Below are 19,728 nucleotides of genomic sequence, written 5' to 3'. Positions count from 1 at the left end.
CAGAGTGGACAGAAAAATGGACAGTACCAAACGTTATGAACGCCTGCGCGAACGCTATCTCAACGGCGATCTCGACCGGCGCAAGTTCCTCGGACTGATCGGCGCCGCCGGTCTTGCCTTCGGCGTCCAGACGCCCTTCGCCCGTCAGGCCTTCGCCGCCACGGACCAGGTCCGGTTCGACGGCTGGGGCGGTGTGGTCTCCGAAGCGTTCCGCAAATACGCCTTCGACCCCTACACGGAAAAGACCGGCGTCAAGGTTGTCGACGGCACCTTCGGCGGCGGTGACGAATATCTCTCCCGTGTGAAAGCCAGTCAGGAAGGCGAATACAACATCGCGCATCTGTCCGGCGTGTTCGACTATGCGCGCTACGTCAATCTCGGGCTGAACGCGACCCTCAACGAGGACAACATCCCGAACCTCAAATACGTCATTCCGAAGCTGACCGATGTTTTCCGCTCGGTCACCGACGGCAAGCTCTCCTGCGTTCCTTATGACTATGGCACCACGGGCATTGCCTATAACCGCAAGTACATCTCCGACGAAGAGGCCAGGGAAAAGGGCGCGAAGCTGCTGATCGACGAAGCCTACAAGGGCAAGATCGGCGGCTGGTCCGACTGGCGCACCCGTGTCTGGTACGCCTCGCTGCAGACCGGCCAGGACCCGAACAACGCCACCGACATGGACGCGGTCTGGGCGGCCGTGCGCACCAACCGGGATCTGCTCTTGAAATACTGGCAGTCCGGTGCCGAACTGATGAGCCTGCTCGCCGAAGAGGAGATCTATGTCACCGAGGGCTGGTCCGGCCGCATCTACGCGCTTCAGGAACAGGGTCACGACATCGGTTACATCGATCCGCCCAACGGGTTCGGCTGGCAGGAATGCCTGTTCGTCATCAAGGGCTCGCCCATGGCGGAATGCGAGGAACTGCTCAACTTCATGCTGGCGCCGGAAACTTCGATTGCGGTTGCCGAGGGCCAGAACTACCCGCCGGCGCTCGACCCCAACAAGGTCGACCTCGGCAAGAAGATCCCGACCCTGCCGGCGTTCGACCCGACCGGCACCCTGGACGGATTGACCTTCGCCAACCCTGAATACTGGAACGCCCACGAGGCGGACTGGTCGAAGACCTTCGGCCGGATCCAGAAGGGCTACTGAGCCTGACAATGACTTGCCCGCAGCCGGTACCGGCTGCGGGCACCCCCGCACCCGACAGCCGGAGAAATGGCGTGAGCGCAGTTTCCCTCACCAATATCGTCAAGAAGTTCGGCGGCTTCACCGCCGTTCACCGGATGAGCATGGACATACCGGACGGCAGTTTCGTCACGCTGCTCGGCCCGTCAGGATGCGGCAAGACCACCACCTTGCGGATGATCGCCGGTCTGATCGACCCGACCGAAGGCGACATCACCATCAAGGGTCAGCGCATCAATGACGTGCCGATCCACCGGCGCAATCTGGGGCTCGTGTTCCAGAACTACGCGCTCTTCCCCCACAAGACGATTGCCGAAAACGTTGCCTTCGGGCTGAAGTACCGCGACCTTTCGAAGGCGGACGCGGAAAAGAAGGTGAGGGACGCGCTGGACCTCGTGCAACTTCCCCAGGTCGGCGACCGCTATCCGAAGCAGCTTTCCGGCGGCCAGCAGCAGCGCATCGCCCTGGCCCGCGCGATCGTCATCGAGCCGGATGTCCTGCTGCTCGACGAGCCGCTGTCCGCGCTGGACGCCAACCTGCGCGAGGACATGCGCGTGGAATTGAAACGGATCCAGCACCGGATCGGCATCACCACCGTCTTCGTCACCCACGACCAGTCCGAGGCCCTTGCCATGTCGGACCGGATTGTCGTGATGTCCGACGGCAGGGTGGAGCAGGTCGGCACGCCGGAAGAGGTCTACAACACCCCGGCCAGCGAATTCGTGTCGCGCTTCCTGGGGATCTCCAACATCCTGCCGGCCACCTGCAGGGAAGTGACCGGCCACGGCCTTGCGCTCGAGCATGACGATATCGGGCAAGTGACCGTGCCGCGGGAGCGGGCGCTCAATGTCGCCAGAGCCGGCCCGGCTCAGCTCGTGATCCGGGCGGAAAAACTACAGCTCACGGAGGCGGATGCCCCGGCGGACGACCGGATCGCCCTCGACGGCGTCGTCGAAGCCGTCGACTACCAGGGCCAGGCGGCGCGCTATTTCGTGCGCGTCGGCGATCAGAAGCTCCAGGCGGTCAACATGATCGACCGGCGTCCGTTCGCAGAAGGCACCCCTGTGTCCGTTCGTTTCCGCCCGCGGGACTGCGCGGCGCTGCCGGGAGCGTCCGCATGACCCGTCCGGAAACCTCGCACCTCTTCTACCAGACCGGCCAGCGGCGGCCGGTTCTGGATCAGGCCCGCGGTGTCTACATGTGGGACGTCGACGGCAAGCGCTACCTGGACGGATCGTCCGGCGCCATGGTCTGCAATATCGGCCATTCCAATCCGCGCGTCCTGGACGCCATGCGCAAGCAGATGGACAAGTCGACCTTCGGCTACCGGCTGCACTTCGAGACGGAACCGGCCGAACAACTCGCCGCCAGAACGGCGGCTCTCGCACCCGAAGGCCTCGACAAGGTGTTTTTCGTGTCCGGTGGCTCGGAGGCGGTGGAAAGCGCCATCAAGCTGGCGCGCCAGCACGCGCTCGCAAAAGGCGAGGCCGGCAGGTACAAGGTCATTTCTCGCGATCCGTCCTATCACGGCTGCACGCTGGGGGCGCTTGCCCTGACCGGCTACGCTCCCCTGACGGAGCCGTTCGATCCGATGATGCGGCCGATGCCGAAGATCCCCGCGCCGCGGGCCTATCTCGACGGTCTCGATCCTGAGGACGAGGCCACCGGCCACCACTACGCCGACATGCTGGAGGAAAAGATCCTCGAAGAAGGCCCGGACACGGTTCTGGCCTTCATCGTCGAGCCGGTCGGCGGCGCCTCCACCGGTGCGCTGGTGCCCCCGAAGGGGTACATGAAACGCATTCGCGAGATCTGCAGCCGCTACGGCGTTCTCCTGATCCACGACGAGGTCATGACCGGCGGCGGGCGAACCGGCAGGTTCTTCGCCGCGGATCACTGGGACGTCGCGCCGGACATCCTGGTGATATCCAAGGGTTTTGCCGCCGGATATTCCCCGCTCGGCGCAATGGTCGCGCATCGCGACATCGTCGCCAGGGTGCTCGATGCCGGAGGATTCCTGCATGGCTTCACCTATGCCGGGAATCCGCTTGCCTGCGCCGCCGGACTGGCGGTTCTGGACGAAATCGAGCGGGAGCATCTCTGCGCGAACGCCGCTTCCACCGGCGCACTGCTGAAAGGCGAGCTGACCGGATTGATGAATCGTTACGGGATAATCGGCGATGTGCGCGGCGAAGGCCTGTTGCTGGCCTTCGAACTGGTTGAGGACAGGGCAGGCATGACCCCGCTTCCAAGGGAGCTGAATGCCTTCAGCCTGCTGGTCGATATCGCCTATGAGAACGGCCTGATCATCTATTCCCGCAGAACGCGCGGCGGTTACAGCGGCGATCATTTCCTGATTGCCCCTCCGATGATTTCCACACCGGACCATGTGGCCGAGATCGTCGACGGGCTCGACAAGTCCCTGCGCCAGCTCGTGGACAGGTTTTCGCAACAACGGGCCCGTGTCGGCTGAGCGATCGAAATGACAGATAAAATCATCATTACATGCGCCGTTACCGGTTCCATCCACACGCCCACCATGTCGCCGCATCTGCCGGTGACGGCGGCCGAGATAACCGGGCAGTCCATCGGTGCGGCGCAAGCGGGTGCGGCGATCCTGCATCTGCACGCCCGCAATCCGCAGACCGGTCAGCCCTCCGCCGACGCGGCGGACTACATGGCGTTTCTGCCGCAGATCAAGGCCGGCTGCGACGCCGTCCTGAACCTGACCACCGGCGGCAGCGCCGTCATGAGCCTGGAGCAGCGCCTGCAAGGACCGTTGACGGCCGAGCCGGAAATGTGTTCGCTCAACATGGGCACCATGAACTTCGCGCTCTATCCGCTGGCGGCCCGGTATGACGACTGGAAGCACACCTGGGAAAAGCCGTTCCTGGAAAACTCCGACGATCTTGTCTTCAAGAACACCCCCCGGGACATCGCCGAGGTTCTGGTCCGGATGGGACAGGAGCGCGGCGCGCGTTTCGAGTTCGAATGTTACGATGTCGGCCATCTCTACATGCTGCGCCACTTTGCCGACCGTGGTCTGATCGAACCGCCCTTTTTCATCCAGTTCGTGTTCGGGGTGCTGGGCGGTATCGGCGCCGACCCGGAGAACCTGCAGCACATGAAACGCATGGCTGACAAGCTTTTCGGCAAGGACTACCTGTTCTCCGTGCTTGCAGCCGGGCGCCAGCAGATCCCCTTCGCGGCGATTGCGGCGGGTATGGGAGGGCATGTGCGGGTCGGCCTGGAAGACAATCTCTATATCGCCCGGGGCGAGCTGGCCCGGTCCAATGCGGACCAGGTCGTCAAGATCCGCAAGATCGCGGAGCAACTCGGCCGCAGCATCGCCTCGCCCACGGAGGCCCGGCAGATGCTCGGCCTCAAGGGTGCCGGCGGGACGGTTTTTTGAAGATGGACGCAATAGGGATCAAGCGGGCAGAACGCGAAGACGCCGGCAGGCTTCACGATGCACTGAACCGACTTTCCAGGGATCTGGGCGACGATCATGCCGCCAGCGTGGACGACCTGGTGCGCCACGGCTTTTCCGAGCCGCCGGCGTATTTCGCCCTGCTGGCCACCCGGGACGAGGAGACCCTCGGCACTTTGGTGGCGTCCCCCGTCTTTTCGACGGTGCGCGGCGGTGCCGGCCTCTACGTGTCGGACCTGTGGGTGGCTGAAGAAGCGCGGGGAGCGGGGCTCGGCGCGCGATTGCTTGCCGCCGCGCCGGAACTCGCGCCCGGCACCTGGACGATCACCTTCTTGAAACTCGCCGTCTATCACGACAACCCGGCCGCCTACCGGTTCTACCGGCGTCTGGGATTTGAGCCCCGCCAGGATGAAACCGTTCTCGACCTTCAGGGACCGGAGTTGGCCAAATTGAGGAAACGCCCATGAGAGCGGTATTCGACGAGCGCCAGTGGGTGCATGATCCAAAACACTTCATGGCCAACGGCGCGCTGTTGCCGAACCCGGAACAGCCCCGGCGCATCGAGGTTCTCAAGGCGGGCGCGGAGGCGGCCGGCTGCCGGTTCGAGACGCCAGCGGACCATGGCCTCGGGCCCGTCGCAGCGGTGCATTCGGCTGAATACCTGGTCTTCCTGCAGGCGATCCACAAGCGCTGGAGCAGGATCGAGGGCGCTTCCGACGAGGTGATCCCGAATATTCACCCGGACCGCAGAACCGCAAGCTACCCGCGCTCGGCGGTCGGTCAGGCCGGGTTTCATCAGGCCGACACCAGTTGTCCGATCGCGGCTGGAACCTGGGAGGCGGCCTACTGGTCCGCGCAGAGTGCCATCGAGGGCGCCGATCTGATGGCGGCGGGAGGTGAGGCCGCCTACGTGCTGTCGCGCCCGCCGGGGCATCATGCCTTCGCGGATCTCGCCGGCGGGTTCTGCTTCCTCAACAATTCCGCGATCGCGGCCGAGCGCCTTCTGAACGCCGGCAAGCGGCCGGCCATTCTCGACATCGACGTGCATCACGGCAACGGTACGCAGGGCATCTTCTATGAGCGCGGCGACGTTCTGACTGTCTCGCTCCATGCCGATCCCGTGCGCTTCTATCCGTTCTTCTGGGGTCATGGCCACGAGCGCGGGGAGGGCGCAGGCCGGGGCTGCAACCTCAACCTGCCGCTGGCGCGCGGCACCGGCGACGCTGCCTTTCTCGAGACGCTTCAGACCGCGTTCGAGCACATCCGCGCCTTCGGTGCCGATGTTGTTGTTGTGGCGCTCGGCCTGGACGCCTATGAAAAGGATCCCCTCAAGGGGCTTGCCATCACCACGCAGGGCTTCGGCCGGATCGGAGCCGCCATCGCCGGGCTTGGCCTGCCGGCCCTGTTTGTCCAGGAAGGCGGCTATTTGTCTGAGGAACTCGGTCAGAACCTGACCGGCTTCCTGAAGGGATTTCAGAACGCATGACCGAAACCTCGGATTTCCTGGTCATCGGCGGCGGTATTGCCGGCGCGGGCGCCGCCGCGCGCCTGGCGCCTGACGCCTCCGTCACCGTTCTGGAAATGGAGGATGCGCTCGGGCGGCATTCCACGGGACGCTCGGCGGCCATCTATATCCGCAACTATGGCAACCGGATCCTGCGCGCGCTCAACATCGCTTCCGAACCGGTTCTGGAAACCCCGGAAGGCATATCGGACCAAAGCCTTCTGTCTCCGCGCGGCGAGATGCTGATCGCCACGGAAGACGAACTGGAAGCCTTCGAATCCTATCTGAAAGGCGCCGATGGCATGGAGATCCTGAGTGCGGATGAGGCGGTCGCCCTGTTTCCTCTGCTGCGCAGGGAGTGCATCGCTGCCGCGGCCATCGAGCGGGACGCCAGGGACATCAACGTCGACCGGTTTCTGCAAGGCTGCGCGCGTCTCGCCCGGCGGCACGGCGCAAGGTTTGTGACCGAGGCGCCGGCCCACAAGATTTCCCGGGTTTCCGGCTCCTGGCAAGTGGAAACGCCGAAGGGCACGTTCGAGGCGCCTGTGCTGATCAATGCCGCCGGTGCCTGGGCGGATCAGATCGCCGGCCTTGCCGGAGCCAGGAAGGTCAGCCTGGTTCCCATGCGCCGCTCGGCGGCCATCGTGCCGCCCCCGGAGGGTGTCGATGTCACCGGCTGGCCGCTTGTCGCCAGTGCTTCGGAAAGCTGGTACGTCAAACCCGACGCGGGCAAGCTGATGGTCTCCCCTGCCGACGAGGACCCGGTTGAGCCCCACAACGTCTGGGCCGACGACATGGTGCTTGCCGAAGGGCTGCACCGCTTCGAGCAGGCCGTCACCATGCCGGTCACCCGGGTGGAGCGGAACTGGGCGGGGCTCAGGAGCTTCGTTGCCGACCGCACGCCCGTTGTCGGCTTTGCTCCGGACGCCGAAGGGTTCTTCTGGCTGGCCGGGCAGGGCGGTTACGGGGTACAGACGGCACCGGCCCTGTCGCGGCTGACTGCGGACCTGTGCTTTTCTCGCCCCTCCGAACTGGCTGCGGATGTTGTGCTTGCTCTCAATCCGGCCCGTCTCGCCTGAACGGCGACGGTCTCGAACCAAAGGAAAACGAACCATGTCCGATATCAAACGGCTCGACAGCGGTCCCCGCATGAGCCAGGCCGTCCTTCATGGCGGTCTTGTCTGGCTGGCCGGGCAGGTCGGCAATCCAGGTGACACCACCGCAGACCAGACCCGCACCATCCTGGAGCGTATCGAGGCGCTTCTTGAGCGGTCCGGCAGCAACAAGTCCCGCATCCTGCAGGCCACGATCTGGCTGGCTTCAATGGATGATTTCGCCGAGATGAATGCTGTCTGGGATGCCTGGGTCGATCCGGCCAACCCACCCGCGCGGGCCTGCGGCGAGAGCCGGCTCGCAACACCTGAATATACGGTCGAGATCATCATCGTCGCAGCGTCCGGCTGATCCGGCTCCCTGCTCGTCAGCAGGCGGATGACCCGGACCTTGCATCCGGGTCATCCAACCAGGGTGATGCCGGCAGACGCGTTTCCGGTACCTGGTGGTCCGTCTTTCTGCTCATTGCGAAAAAAATGACCGGGACACCCGAGTTGGCGACCACAAAATGTGCGTATCGCCCGGGTTTGTCATGGGTCCGTCATGGAGTTGCCATGAGGCTGGTTGGAGACAGTCAACGGAGTAAAAACCGGAGAATTCTGCGGATATTGTTGTTTCTCACAATGTAAATGGCAGCCAGATCGATGCGATAATTCATACGTATTTTTTACAATAAAAAATTATATAATTTTGAGGTGCAATTTTTTTAACCGCTATTTTGACTATATCTTAAGAGACCTCTGCATAAATTCTGGGCATCAATACGAAGAATCTGCGGAGAGGCATAATGAAAACCAACTATACTCGGAATTTGCTTGCAGCGTCAGCAATCATCGCGTGCGGTTCGGCGCAGGCAGGAGAAGTCCTGTTCGTCGATTCTTACCACGAAGGCTACGCTTGGAGCGATGGCATCGCTGCAGGCATTCAGGAAGCACTTGACGGTTCCGGCCACAACCTGACCATTTTCCGGATGGATACCAAACGCAACAAGGGCGACGACTTCAAGGTCGAGGCTTCCCAGAAAGCGTTTGATCTCATTCAGGAGAAAAAGCCGGATGTCGTGATCGCCTGTGATGACAACGCAGCGAAATTCCTGATCGTCGAGCATCTGGACGGCACGGACATCCCGGTGGTGTTCTGTGGTCTGAACTGGGATGCGTCCGGTTATGGTTTCCCGACAGCTAATGTGACCGGCATGGTCGAAGTTGCGTCTGCCGATGAACTTGTCGGCATGCTCGCACCGGGTGCGGCTGGAGACCGGGTTGGCTTCATCGGTGCCGAAACGGCGTCCGAGCACAAGAACTATGAGGCCATTGCCAGCAAGTTTGGTGACCAGATCAACTTCACTGCGGCGGATTACGTCAGCAACTTTGAAGACTTCAAGACGAAATTCGTCGAGCTTCAGGACCAGGTCGATATTCTGATCTTCTCCAATTATGCTGGTATCGAAGGCTGGGAAGACGGCGCTGCCGAGGAATTCATCCTGGCGAACACCAAGATCCCGACCGGTTCCATGCAGCCGTTCATGCAGAACTTCGTGACGCTGGTCTTCGGCAAGGTCGCCGAGGAACAGGGTGCCTGGTCGGCCAATGCAGCCATGGAAATCATGGGCGGCAAAGCGGTCAGCGACATTCCTGTCACGCATAACAAGGAAGGCCTGATCATCATCAACGGCAAGATCGCGGAAGCGTCCGGTGTCGAGCTTCAGGCGGAACTGGTCGAAATCGCGAATTCGATCGTCGAATAGAAAACGAACGGCGCAGCCCGACGGGCTGCGCCGTATTCGCACGGAACAATACCGGGGTTTGGGGGTCTTGATCATGATTAGAACGCGCTTTCTTGTGCCTTGTCTGCTGTCCTTGATAGTGGCACTGGCCGCATTGGTCGGAGTGTCCTCTTGGGGCATGTCGGACAGCATCGGAACAATGGTGCGCTCGCAACTTCGCGAAACGGCTGTCCTGCTGAGCAGTTCGACCGGCGACTGGATCAAGGACCGAAGGATTAACGTCTCCTCCTGGAGCGAACGCGACACCTATGCCAAGGCCATGGCAAACTCCTTTGTCGCCAAGGCAAGCCGCAAACTCTCGGTCAAGCAGCTCGATCAGATCGTCGCGACCTACGACCACCTGTCCGCCATGCAGCTTCTGAATGCTGAAGGCGAGGTCGTCGTCAGCACATCCGAGAATCTCGCCGGTGTGCCGGTGAACGCCATCGTCGGAGCCCTGGCCGGCGACGAACAGACACTTTACGAGGAAACCGGTGCCGAAGGCAGAAACTTCTACCTTGCGGCCCAACTGGTGGACAAGAAGGCCGAAGCTGTCGCGGGATACCTCGTTGCCGTCTTCGATCTGGATTTCTTGCGGTCCTCCCGCTACGGGGTGGTCACGGTCGGCGATGCCGGCGGCGCGCAGCTCACCACGGGCGTCGACAAGGTCGATACCCCCGTGACCTCCGCCATGGTGACGTTCTCGGACATGGAACGGGACGGCAAGTCCTATGTTTCGGCGATCGCGCCGGTGCAGGGCGCTCCCTGGGCTGTCGAGACCTTTGTGCCATCGGCTGAATTGACCGGTCCCGCATTCGGCATCGCGGTTCAGATGATCATCATCGGACTTGTCGCGCTTGCCGCCATGGCGGTGATCATCGTCGTGCTCATGAACCGGATCACCACTCCGATCGGCAATCTCCAGAATGCCATCACCTCGATCGCCGAGGGCGAATTGGACACCACCGTGCCGGCCACCGGTCGCCGGGACGAGATCGGCTCCATTGCGACCTCTGTTGAATCCTTCCGTGTTGCCCTGATCCACCAGCGTGAAATGGAAGTCGAGCAATCGCATAACCAGCGCCAGCAGCTCGAGCGCCAGCAGAAGGTGGAAGATCTCATCAGCGAATTCCGGTCAACGTCCCAGGGGCTTGTGAGTTCGGTCGAGGAGACTGCCCAGGGTTTGGACAGCACGGCTCAGGACCTGATCCAGATCGCCAAGGACAGCGCCGGTCATGCCACGCAGACACTCACGGTTTCCGACGAAGCGACCAACAACGTCCAGACCGTTGCGTCCGCTGCCGAGGAGCTGTCCGCGTCCATCGGCGAGATTTCAAGACAGGTGTCCCAGACCACGGAAGTGGTCGAGCGTGCCACCAGCGGCACCCGCGTGACCAACGAGAAAGTGGAGAGCCTGGCATCCTCCGCGGCGAAGATCGGCGAGGTCATCACCCTCATCCAGGCGATCGCGGAACAGACCAACCTGCTTGCGCTGAATGCCACCATCGAGGCGGCCCGGGCAGGCGAAGCCGGCAAGGGCTTCGCGGTCGTGGCGGCGGAAGTCAAGGAACTGGCCACCCAGACATCCAAGGCGACCGAAGAGATCAGCACCCAGATCAATGCGATCCAGGGAGCAACCGAGGAATCGGTCCAAGCGATTGCCGAGATCACCGAAACGATGGAGCAGGTCAACAACTACACGGCCACCATCGCAGCCGCGGTTGAGCAGCAGGGCGCGGCCACCCAGGAAATCTCGCAGAACGTTCAACGTGCCGCCCAGGGAACCACGTCGGTGTCCTCCAACATGAGCGAGCTGTCCAGCTCGGTCGAGCACACCTCGAGTTCCGCCGACATGGTGCTCGAAGCCTCGTCCGCCCTGACGGAAAAGACCGAGACGCTGAAGGGCGAAGTCGAGCGTTTCCTCGGCGAGGTCGCCGCCGCCTGAGGCACCGGACCACCTTCACTACTCAATCGGATCAAGCGGGGCCTCGGCCCCGCTTTTTTCGTTTTGCGGGAGACAGGCCGAACCCAGTTGCCACAGAAACCCTCAATCCCCGGCGACAAAATAATGCAGGGTGCCGTCGGGGCCGATGCCGAGGTTCCAGGCGCTATCCAACGTCACAGCGAAGTCTGCGCCAACAGGGTGCAGTCCGCCCTGTTGTCGGATTGCGGCTGAAACGGACTTTCTTCCCGTTTGGTTCAGCGGAATGGTTGTCGAGTGGTGTTTTTTTGCAAGTACAAGCAATTATTGCGAAAAACGGAAAATACGTATTCAGAAATTGAGTTTTCAGGCCGAGTGCATAAGCGATTTCTCGAATAAAGTAATTGACTAAAAAATAATCTATATCATCATGAGTCTCGTTATATTTTTGAGATTAGTGATTTTCGGTATTTTAGTTCATCTGATTTGCTTTTCAGAAGTCTTTGAATTCAAGTTTGTATTCCATGGTGAAGAGGTTCTTTCAGACGATTTTTTGGGAGTTTTCAAATGCCTGAAGATCAACTCACCCGTATTCTTGTTTTCGGCGACAGGGTAACGGACGAGTATATTCTACCGCTCGCCCGCCGTGGCGGGTACGGCGAAAACGAAGGCATCAACGAAGACTGGAAGAACCACGATCAGTGGATCCCGATGTCGCGCGACGGTGGCGTCCAGATGACGGCCGACATGCTCAGATGGTATTTTGCCAAAGACGAGGTTGTCGTCGCGAAAATCAGCACGAAGACACCGGCGTTGAAGTCGCTTGCTCGGCTGGGCGATTGCAAGCTGTGCAAAGATACCGGTAGGCCGGACAGTTTCCGGACAGCCCAGGTTGCAAGCAAGAACGTGCCGGAGAACCTCAAACTCCGTGTCGAGCGTTTCGAAGGCTATTATGGAAATGCGAGAGAAACCCTCCGATCGGAAATCTTGATCGAGCTCGATCTACCACTGGAGCAGCCGGACGCGATTGTCATCAACGACGCGGGCACGGACCTGCGGCAATCGGCTGGTGATCACCCAAATGCCTTCCTAAACGCCATGAACGGTTTGCCGGAGAACAGCGGCACCGACGTGATCCTGAAAATGCACCTGCCCCTTGCCGAGAAACTGGCCTGGACGGCATTCAGGGACGCGGCGGGCAGTGCGAGGACGCGGGTGGTGATCGTGGGGGCCAGCGATCTCCGTCTCCACTACAGCGGCGAGACGACGCAAGCCGGCGCCCCGATCGCTCGCTGCCCCAGTTGGGACAGGGTCGTGGAGGACCTTCGTGCGGGCGTGGCTGCGAAGCATGGTCTGCTCAAGACACTCGTAGAGGGCTCGGACGCGCTGATCGTTTTGTTCGATGTGGAAGGGGCTGCCATTCTCGAAGGCACGTCGCCGGACACACTGAAGATCACCCTTGTATTCGATCCGATGCGGGCGGAAGGCGAAATGGCGCATCTTCTCCCTGGCGACATGGTCGGCAAGATGAATTGCTTTCTGGCCAGCTTCACCAACACATATCTCCGACCGCCGGAGAAAAAGTGCGAAACACTTCTTGCCGCAGCAGTAACCGATGCGATGATCGATGCGCGTCTTTATGCGGAGAGTTGTTTTACCGTCGAAACGGATTCGGAGGGGAAGCTGCAACCGGGCTATCCGGCCGTCCGGGCGCTCAGGGAAGACTATGAGGCCCAGTTGCAGGGCACGCCCGAAGGGCACGTTCTACCGGTCTATGTTCAACTTTCCCCCAAGTTGAGTGCACCTTGCGCCGAAACGGGAAATAAAACTTCAAGACCCCAACACCCTCCTGTGCAACTCCTCGCGGATGCGGTGGAAGAGGGGCGCACACCTGATGAAAGCGAAAAAACCTTCGAACAATTGGCGCATCAGATCGTGCGCGAAGGCATTGAAAAAACCCTGAAAAATCTGCCGCACGGCCGCTTCGGTGACTTGTGGACCGTCGACAGGGAGGAAATCGAAGGCCTTCGGGCTGTGAACACGCTTATCCAGAGTTATCTGGACGATCAATCCGATTCCAAACCCCTGTCGATCGCGGTTTTTGGTCCGCCGGGTGCGGGCAAGTCCTTTGGTGTGAAGCAGCTAGTCGACAAAGACAAGACACCGGTTCTGGAATTCAACCTGTCACAGGTTGGGGAAGAGCAGCTTCCCGGGTTCTTTCACATGATCCGCGACTGTAATCTGGAGAACAAAACGCCGCTGTGTTTCTTTGACGAGTTCGATTCCAGAAATCTCTCTCTTTTGAAGAACTTCCTCGCGCCGATGCAGGACGGCCAGTTTCTCGAGGGCCAGACCTTGCGTCCCGTAGGGCGTGGCATTTTCGTGTTTGCGGGCGGGACCTGTGACACGCTCGACGAATTTGAGTTCGGGCTAGGCAACCAGCCGTTTCCTCAAGACACCAAGGGTCCCGAAGAAAAGTCCGGCCTCGAAGATTTCGAGGCGGCCAGAAAACTGGCAAAAGAGACCAAGAAGGCCGATTTCATTTCCAGGCTGCGCGGGTCCTACGACGTGAAGGGCCCCAATCCGCGCAACGAGCATGATCATGCCTATTTCCTGAGACGGGCGATCCTGTTGCGGCGTCTGCTCGAAAGGCATCTGGACGGCATCATTTCGCAAGTGGACAAACGCGCTTCGATCGAGCCGGAACTGCTCACTGCCCTGATCGGGGTCGACGCGTACCGGCACGGGTCCCGGTCCATGGAGCTCCTCGTGCGCGCATTGGCCCGCGGTCACGCCGGCGCTTCGGTCGGTCGTTCGGATCTTCCGATCGACGGCCAGATCGGCATGCTCGTGGATCTCGAATCCTGGCGAGAATTGTTGGCCGGGCCGGCTGGCTGATACCGCGCAGACAGCAATTCTCCTGACGTACCCCAATTTCTTAGCGAAGACGTGAGGTGCACGCCATGTATACCCATCTTCACCCCGAACTGGATGATGTTCCCACGGCCAAGTCGGTTCTCCGTGACGGGCGCATAGGCCTGTACCGAGCGCTCAACATCGGCCGGCTGGTTGCGGTAACCGGCAGCGGCAGCACCATGACACACGGCCAGCCGTCCTGGGGGGAAATTCCCCATCTCTACAGTCTCAGTGTTCAGACGCAGATCGAGCAAAGCTTTGAGGACCATCCGTCTCTTAACCCGGTTCAGTTCAAGCGTCGCGAGAAGGATCCGGAATACCGGCGTTTGATGTACGCCTATCGCACGGATCTGCGCGTGAAAATCGACGAGATCCTTCGGCAGATCCACACGCTGTGCAATGAAGAGAGCGGTGTGCAGCATCGGGCTCACGAGAAGATCGCAGAATGCGAAGTGCCCCTGCTGAGGATACCGCCGGATTGCAAAATCGACGGCCTGATGCTTCTCAGCCTGTGCGATGCCTTGCTGAAGCGGCTTCCGGATCATCGGGACAGCGGCGAAACCCGCCTGTTCCGAGCCCGGCACGATTTCGCCAGCAAATTCAGCGCATCCGAGGTCAACGTGATCGCATCGAAGATCGCTCGCGGAAGCGATGAAGTATTCGGGCCGGGCCGGAAACTGATCTTGGATTCGGAGAAAATACGGGCAGTGAGGAAGGGCTTCAAGAGAGAGATTGGAAGCTACCTGAATGTTCTCATCAGAATGTATAGCGCTCAGATAGATGCAAGCCGAGACGAGGCTGACCAAAGCGAGAATGGAAAAAGCAAAAAAGAAGACCTAACGGTTGAAAGGCTGGTTTCCAATCTCGTCACCCACCATGATGGCTTCGGTCCCAGGCTCGAACCGGGAGGCTTGCGCAAAGACAATCCCAAGGATGTTCCAGCCGCGCGGGACATGATCAGTACCTTGCTCAACGACTTGAGAGTCTCGCGGATCGCGACACTGAACTACGACGTTGAAATCGAGCGGCGGATCCTGCGCGACCTGAGGCTGTCAGGGGAGTCCGAAGCCACGGATTTCGAGGACCTGTGCGAACAGACCCGCACGGAACGGCCGCACAAGAAGCGCCTTCTGATCGAAAGCGGGGTCAAGAAAGGCGCGGTGTCTATCACGCTCAACTCCGACAACATCGGCGAGATCGTGAATTTCTCGTCCTATTCGAGGCGATACGAAAAGCAGGTCTTGCACCTCCACGGCCGCTTCGACGATCCGGAAAACCTGGTGCTGACGCCGGAAGACTATCTGCGCACCTATGCGCAGCGGGAGATTTCGCGGGAAAGCTTTCGCGAGGCGCAGCAGACGTTGTTTGAAGGAAACAACGTCCTGTTCGTCGGGATCGGCTTCAAGGAGGAGGAGGTCCGCCGGCCTCTGGCGCAATTCTTCGCCAACGAGACCTATGTGCGCCACGACAGCCGCCGCGCGTTCCTGCTTCGGGAAACGAGCAGTTGCGAAAAGTGTTTCAATCGCGGTGGCGAATGTGCGGATTGTGACCGCAAAGACGAGGAGTTCGTCCTCAACGAGTATCAGAAGCTCAACGTCTATACGGTCCTTTACGGCGGCAAGAACTACCGAATGACCAAGTGCTGGCTGGTGTCTTGCCGTGATGTTTTGAAAGCACACATCGATAAACCGGAAGCAAAGCATAAAAAGAATCCGATGCTTCCTGTGAAATTCTGGGAAAAGATTTTAGCCGAGAAATTTTTTTCGAATAAAAATGAAAACACACGTCAAAAGCAGCTGATAACTAATGGCAACTGGGGGGCTTTCGCCACGGCCGCGCTTTTGCAGGACGCGAATGGATCGTCAGCGCAACTGCTGACGGAAGCGGAACTGACGCTTCTGGCCAATCTGGCGGAGGAGGAGCCTTTAGCGGCCCAACTGCCCGTCCTGAAGATGTTCTTCGACGAACTGATCTCGCGGGTCATGGCCCGTGGGGCCAACCTGGAACTCAAGCTGCTGAAAAAGGAATCCGGCCTTTGGTGGGACGCCTGGGGGGAGATTCCAGTCGAGCGCCGCGCCCTCTATCATCTGGCTTCGGAACGGATCAGCGGCCGCCCGGGCTATCTCTGGGCGCGCCATTGTCCGGTCGCGATGGGTCGGGTCGTGGAATTGGACGAAAAAGGCAAGGAATTGAAGGTCCAGAACGGCCATGAACCGCTGGGCCCCGACCATTGGCGCCCTCTCGAAGACGCCATCGAAAGCGCAAAGGAACAGTTGAGCGTGCAGGGCTCGAGAGAAATCGAGCTGCCGAACGGCAAGAAATCCCGTACAGAGGTGCAAAGGCGTATCTTGAGGTTTGCCGGCCCGCGGGGGAGCGGCAAGGGAACGCTCATCAGATTGCTGATGCGCGATGCCAATCAGGCGAAATTGTTTCGTCGCAACACATGGAATTATTCAGGCGCTTTCGTTGCGCATTTGTCGTTCTCCATGGAATTCGCGTCGGTCGCCAAGGCCTTGACGCGATTTTTTGCGCGCCACGCAGCAGAACTCCAAGCAATGCACCGTGTCGACGGGGCGGACGAAAGTCTACGAAAAACCAGAAAAGAACTGAGGAAATTCTATGACAACAAGCCCCTTACCGGAGCGTTGCGGTTGCAATTCGCCAATCTCTTGCAGGAATTCACTCCGAAGGAAAGATACAAGCTGGATGATATTCTAAGGCGGTACAAGAAAGCTGTGACAGGGCGCGACGAAAACGGCAAGTCAGTCAGGGAGAGCGTCAAGGATGGTGATATCGACATAATCGCATACCATCTCTTCATCGCGCGTCGAGAATCCGAACCTAGACTGGTCGAAGAGGCAAAGATCGCCTCGATTGAACAGTTGCAGCCGATCGTCGAACGCAAGCACCGGCTCGACATGTTGCGAGAGATGATGGTCAAATACATGGAGCTTGCCCAAGCCCACGGCGGCAGGCGCCTGTTCGTGTGCCTGGGCGGGCTCGACAAGCTGTGCGACCGGGACGGGGATGCCCACAATCCCATGCACAGGGCGATGTTCCGGATTCTGACGGGAACCCATGGCAATGAAGAGGTCGATCCACCTATGGATCTGGTTCTGATCGCGGGAAGACCCCAGACACCGATTTGTTTCCTGTCGGAGACCCATGACAACATCGATGAAGTTCCGCTGCATCGGCGCAAGCAATACGCGACCTACAGCCAGACAGATCAGGCACTGAAAGTCTGGCCGCAGTTGGGCAAACCCCGCTGGCGGGACAGAATCATGATCGTGCCGGAATACGATGGCGAAAGTAAAGCCAGCGAAGAACAAAGACGGAAAATCCCGCGAAAGTTCCTGAACTGGGCCGAGAATCATGATGCGGCATCGATGCATCCGCGGCAGCATGACTACAGCCGCACGGATGGCATCCACCGTTCGCTCTGGCACAGTGTCGGGCTGACGGTACTGGTCTATTGCTGCTGGCGTGAAATCAAGAACGACAACACGACGATACCCAGGGACCTGACCTTCGACCACTTTGTACGCAACCTTGAACGACATGAAAACCGTGACGGCGCCGTCGGCGTGATGAACTACGTTTTCGGCATCTACGGGCTGTTGAATCGGTCGGTTGCAGAAGCCGACGACAAACTCGATGACCTAATCCTGCGCCACCTGGTTCTGTTCGGCTTGCCGGTCGAGCCGCTGGTTCTGCTTGCCTGCCCGATGATCTACCGAAGGCTTCTGAGGCACTATGCGCAAAGCCAATCGGAAGAATTCAGCAAGCGTGACCTCAATTCCGGTGGCGATGTAAGAGTGCCGAACGATGACGGAGACACGGAAGACTACCGATTGCGCGGCTGGATGCTGAAGGAACTCAAGAAGGCTCTTGCAAGGCTGTGCCGCCGTGCCTTGGTTCTGGAGGTGCATTGCGCCTTTCCGGAGCCGGAAGGGGACAATGACTCCGATGCAGACCCAGGCCAGATTTTCCTGCATCGGCGCTTTGGCATTCACGGGCAGATCCAGGAAATGGTCGGGCACCGGATGCAGCTCGATGTTTCCGACGAGGGCGACCTGAACCACCACCAGATTTCACTGTTTTGCAGCCAGCCTCAGGATCTGCCGACACCCAGCGAGGCTCATTTCAGGATGCTCAAGGATATTCTGGACAAGCTGCAGGAGGACAACCGGAAATCGCTGCGCGTGGCCTACCGCCATTCCGAGGCGGGCATTCGATTCCGCCGCCGCGAATGGGACCCGAAAAAGCCGGGAAACAATGACGACGTTGACGCCCGGCAGGCGGTTCTTCATCTGTTCGAGCCGGTTGATGGTGGCGACCACCAGGCGCTTGCCGGTTCCCTGGGACAGATCCATGCGATCCCGCAACGTCTGCGCGCCGGCTTCAGTCTCGTGCGCAGTGCCTTTTCCGTCGGCTCCCTGTCGCGCATGGAGAACGTCCGGCCCGAGAATGGGCATGAACCGCCGTTCGAGGTCTATCGAGGCTGGCTTCGCGGTCTGATGAATGCAGCCACCGGCTTGCGCATCAATCATAGCGAACTGACATGGCTGCTGAGCGAAACCGTGCTTGAGAAAAACATTGATGAGTATAAGGCCGATCGGGAACTGATAGAGAAGCTTGTCGCCAAAACAAAAGACTTTGAGATGACCCGCAGCGCGGACAATTTGCCGAGCGAATTCGAGCGGGCGCTCGAAATTCTCGGGATGGCTGTCAATCCGGAAAAGTTGAAAAGGAACGATCCGACCGAAATCAAGGATCTGAAAGACGGTGCCGCGAATATCGCGCGGATCGTCAGCACAGCGCAGGGCAGCCCTAAAACAGGAAACTCGTTCAGGAAACGGCAGCGCTCGATTCACAAGACCCTGCGGCACCCGCTTTACCGGGATGAAATCGCCTGGCTGTTCAACGAAAGAGCACTGACCAGTCTGATTCAGGGGCGGATCTATGATGCGATACCGCTGTTCCGCAAGGCGCGGTTCATCATGAGCCATCGGCTGACACCGACCTCGGACGACAAGGCCTATAACGCGGTCGAACGCCGCATCAACCTGAACCTTGCGATCGCGCAGATCGAACGTGGCAATCTCGCTCTTGCCAGATCCATTCTGGCGGATGTCGAGCGGTCCTCGGAAAGCCTGCCCAGGTCCACACCCAGCCGGCTGATGGGCTACATTACCGGTTACAAGGCCTTGTGCGAGCATCTTGGCGGCAGTTTCGAAGCCGCCAGGGAGGGCTATCGGAAGTCGCTCAAGAAGTTCGAAAAACGCCGGGAACTGCGTGCGATCGGAATTTTCAAGCGCCATTTCGGTGATCTTCACCTGGCCAACGGTGACCTGGAGGCGGCGGAACGTGATATCAAGCTGGCCATGAATGCGGCCAGCCAGGCGCAGCAACGCGACATCTGGAATATGGCGCAATCGAGCTATGCGCGCTTGCTGATCGCGCAGGGCAAACTCCAGGAGGCCGGGAGCTACATCCGCCAGATCCGTGCTTATTCAGAAAACATGGGCCTCTACGGCTTGCGCGCGCAAACCTTGCAGATGGAAGCGATGCTGCTGATCAAAAGGGGCGAACTGGGCCCTGCTGCCGGATGCGCCGCACATGCGATTGCGCTGTCCTCACGCTACGGCATGCGCCTGCGCAAATTGTCCAGCCTGGTCATCTACGGAGAAATCCAGCTTTCCCGGGGGCAAAAGGAGGTCGGTATTCACGTCTTGCGCAATGCGAGGACCGAAGCCGAGAAACTGGGCTATCAGCTGAAAGCTGCGCAGGCGGCGGAAGTACTGTCGCGGCAGGACAAATCCCGGCCCCCTGTGGAGATGGAGAGACGGCTTCATTGAGGTCAGCCAGGCCAAGCCAGGTCAGT

Annotated in this window: 12 protein-coding genes; all 12 read left to right on the top strand. The window is 59.9% G+C overall.

The features are described from left to right. The first annotated feature begins 16 nt into the window (after positions 1 to 16). Positions 17 to 1,156: an extracellular solute-binding protein gene (locus AC0VX3_RS22190; protein WP_342890894.1), complete on the top strand. Its 1,140-nt coding sequence runs from the start codon at positions 17 to 19 to the stop codon at positions 1,154 to 1,156. Between the two features lie 71 nt (positions 1,157 to 1,227). Then, positions 1,228 to 2,313 (top strand): ABC transporter ATP-binding protein, encoded by a 1,086-nt coding sequence (locus tag AC0VX3_RS22185; RefSeq protein ID WP_475522339.1) that lies wholly within the window; start codon positions 1,228 to 1,230, stop codon positions 2,311 to 2,313. Continuing rightward, entirely contained in the window at positions 2,310 to 3,665 is a 1,356-nt protein-coding gene (locus AC0VX3_RS22180) for an aminotransferase family protein (RefSeq protein ID WP_475522338.1), read from the top strand. The genes AC0VX3_RS22185 and AC0VX3_RS22180 overlap by 4 nt, the downstream gene beginning before the upstream one ends. A gap of 9 nt (positions 3,666 to 3,674) precedes the next feature. Further along, positions 3,675 to 4,604, top strand: a complete 930-nt coding sequence (gene kce, locus AC0VX3_RS22175) for a 3,5-dioxohexanoate:acetyl-CoA acetone transferase (RefSeq protein ID WP_475522337.1) — start codon at positions 3,675 to 3,677, stop codon at positions 4,602 to 4,604. Positions 4,605 to 4,606: 2 nt separating this feature from the next. Beyond that, positions 4,607 to 5,089: an N-acetyltransferase family protein gene (locus tag AC0VX3_RS22170; protein ID WP_475522336.1), complete on the top strand. Its 483-nt coding sequence runs from the start codon at positions 4,607 to 4,609 to the stop codon at positions 5,087 to 5,089. Further along, the gene (locus tag AC0VX3_RS22165; protein ID WP_475522335.1) at positions 5,086 to 6,108 is read left to right on the top strand and encodes a histone deacetylase family protein; all 1,023 of its coding nucleotides are present in this window, start codon (positions 5,086 to 5,088) and stop codon (positions 6,106 to 6,108) included. Before AC0VX3_RS22170 ends, AC0VX3_RS22165 begins: the two co-directional genes overlap by 4 nt. Further along, on the top strand, positions 6,105 to 7,205 hold the full coding sequence (locus tag AC0VX3_RS22160) for an NAD(P)/FAD-dependent oxidoreductase (RefSeq protein WP_475522334.1): 1,101 nt from the start codon (positions 6,105 to 6,107) through the stop codon (positions 7,203 to 7,205). The genes AC0VX3_RS22165 and AC0VX3_RS22160 overlap by 4 nt, the downstream gene beginning before the upstream one ends. Positions 7,206 to 7,239: 34 nt before the next feature. Next, the gene (locus AC0VX3_RS22155; RefSeq protein WP_475522333.1) at positions 7,240 to 7,590 is read left to right on the top strand and encodes a RidA family protein; all 351 of its coding nucleotides are present in this window, start codon (positions 7,240 to 7,242) and stop codon (positions 7,588 to 7,590) included. Positions 7,591 to 8,026: 436 nt separating this feature from the next. Then, complete coding sequence (locus tag AC0VX3_RS22150; protein ID WP_475522332.1) at positions 8,027 to 8,986, top strand: ABC transporter substrate-binding protein; 960 nt, start codon at positions 8,027 to 8,029, stop codon at positions 8,984 to 8,986. A 157-nt stretch (positions 8,987 to 9,143) separates the two neighbouring features. After that, positions 9,144 to 10,949, top strand: coding sequence for a methyl-accepting chemotaxis protein (locus AC0VX3_RS22145; RefSeq protein WP_475522331.1), 1,806 nt, complete (start codon positions 9,144 to 9,146; stop codon positions 10,947 to 10,949). Between the two features lie 543 nt (positions 10,950 to 11,492). Beyond that, the gene (locus AC0VX3_RS22140; RefSeq protein WP_475522330.1) at positions 11,493 to 13,823 is read left to right on the top strand and encodes a hypothetical protein; all 2,331 of its coding nucleotides are present in this window, start codon (positions 11,493 to 11,495) and stop codon (positions 13,821 to 13,823) included. 65 nt (positions 13,824 to 13,888) lie between these two features. After that, positions 13,889 to 19,702: an SIR2 family protein gene (locus AC0VX3_RS22135; protein WP_475522329.1), complete on the top strand. Its 5,814-nt coding sequence runs from the start codon at positions 13,889 to 13,891 to the stop codon at positions 19,700 to 19,702. The last annotated feature ends 26 nt before the right edge of the window (positions 19,703 to 19,728 follow it).

The sequence above is a fragment of the Roseibium sp. QJM3NY_11 genome, assembly GCF_056173175.1.
Note: the sequence above shows the minus strand (reverse complement) of the source record. Positions and strands in the feature narration are given on the sequence as shown.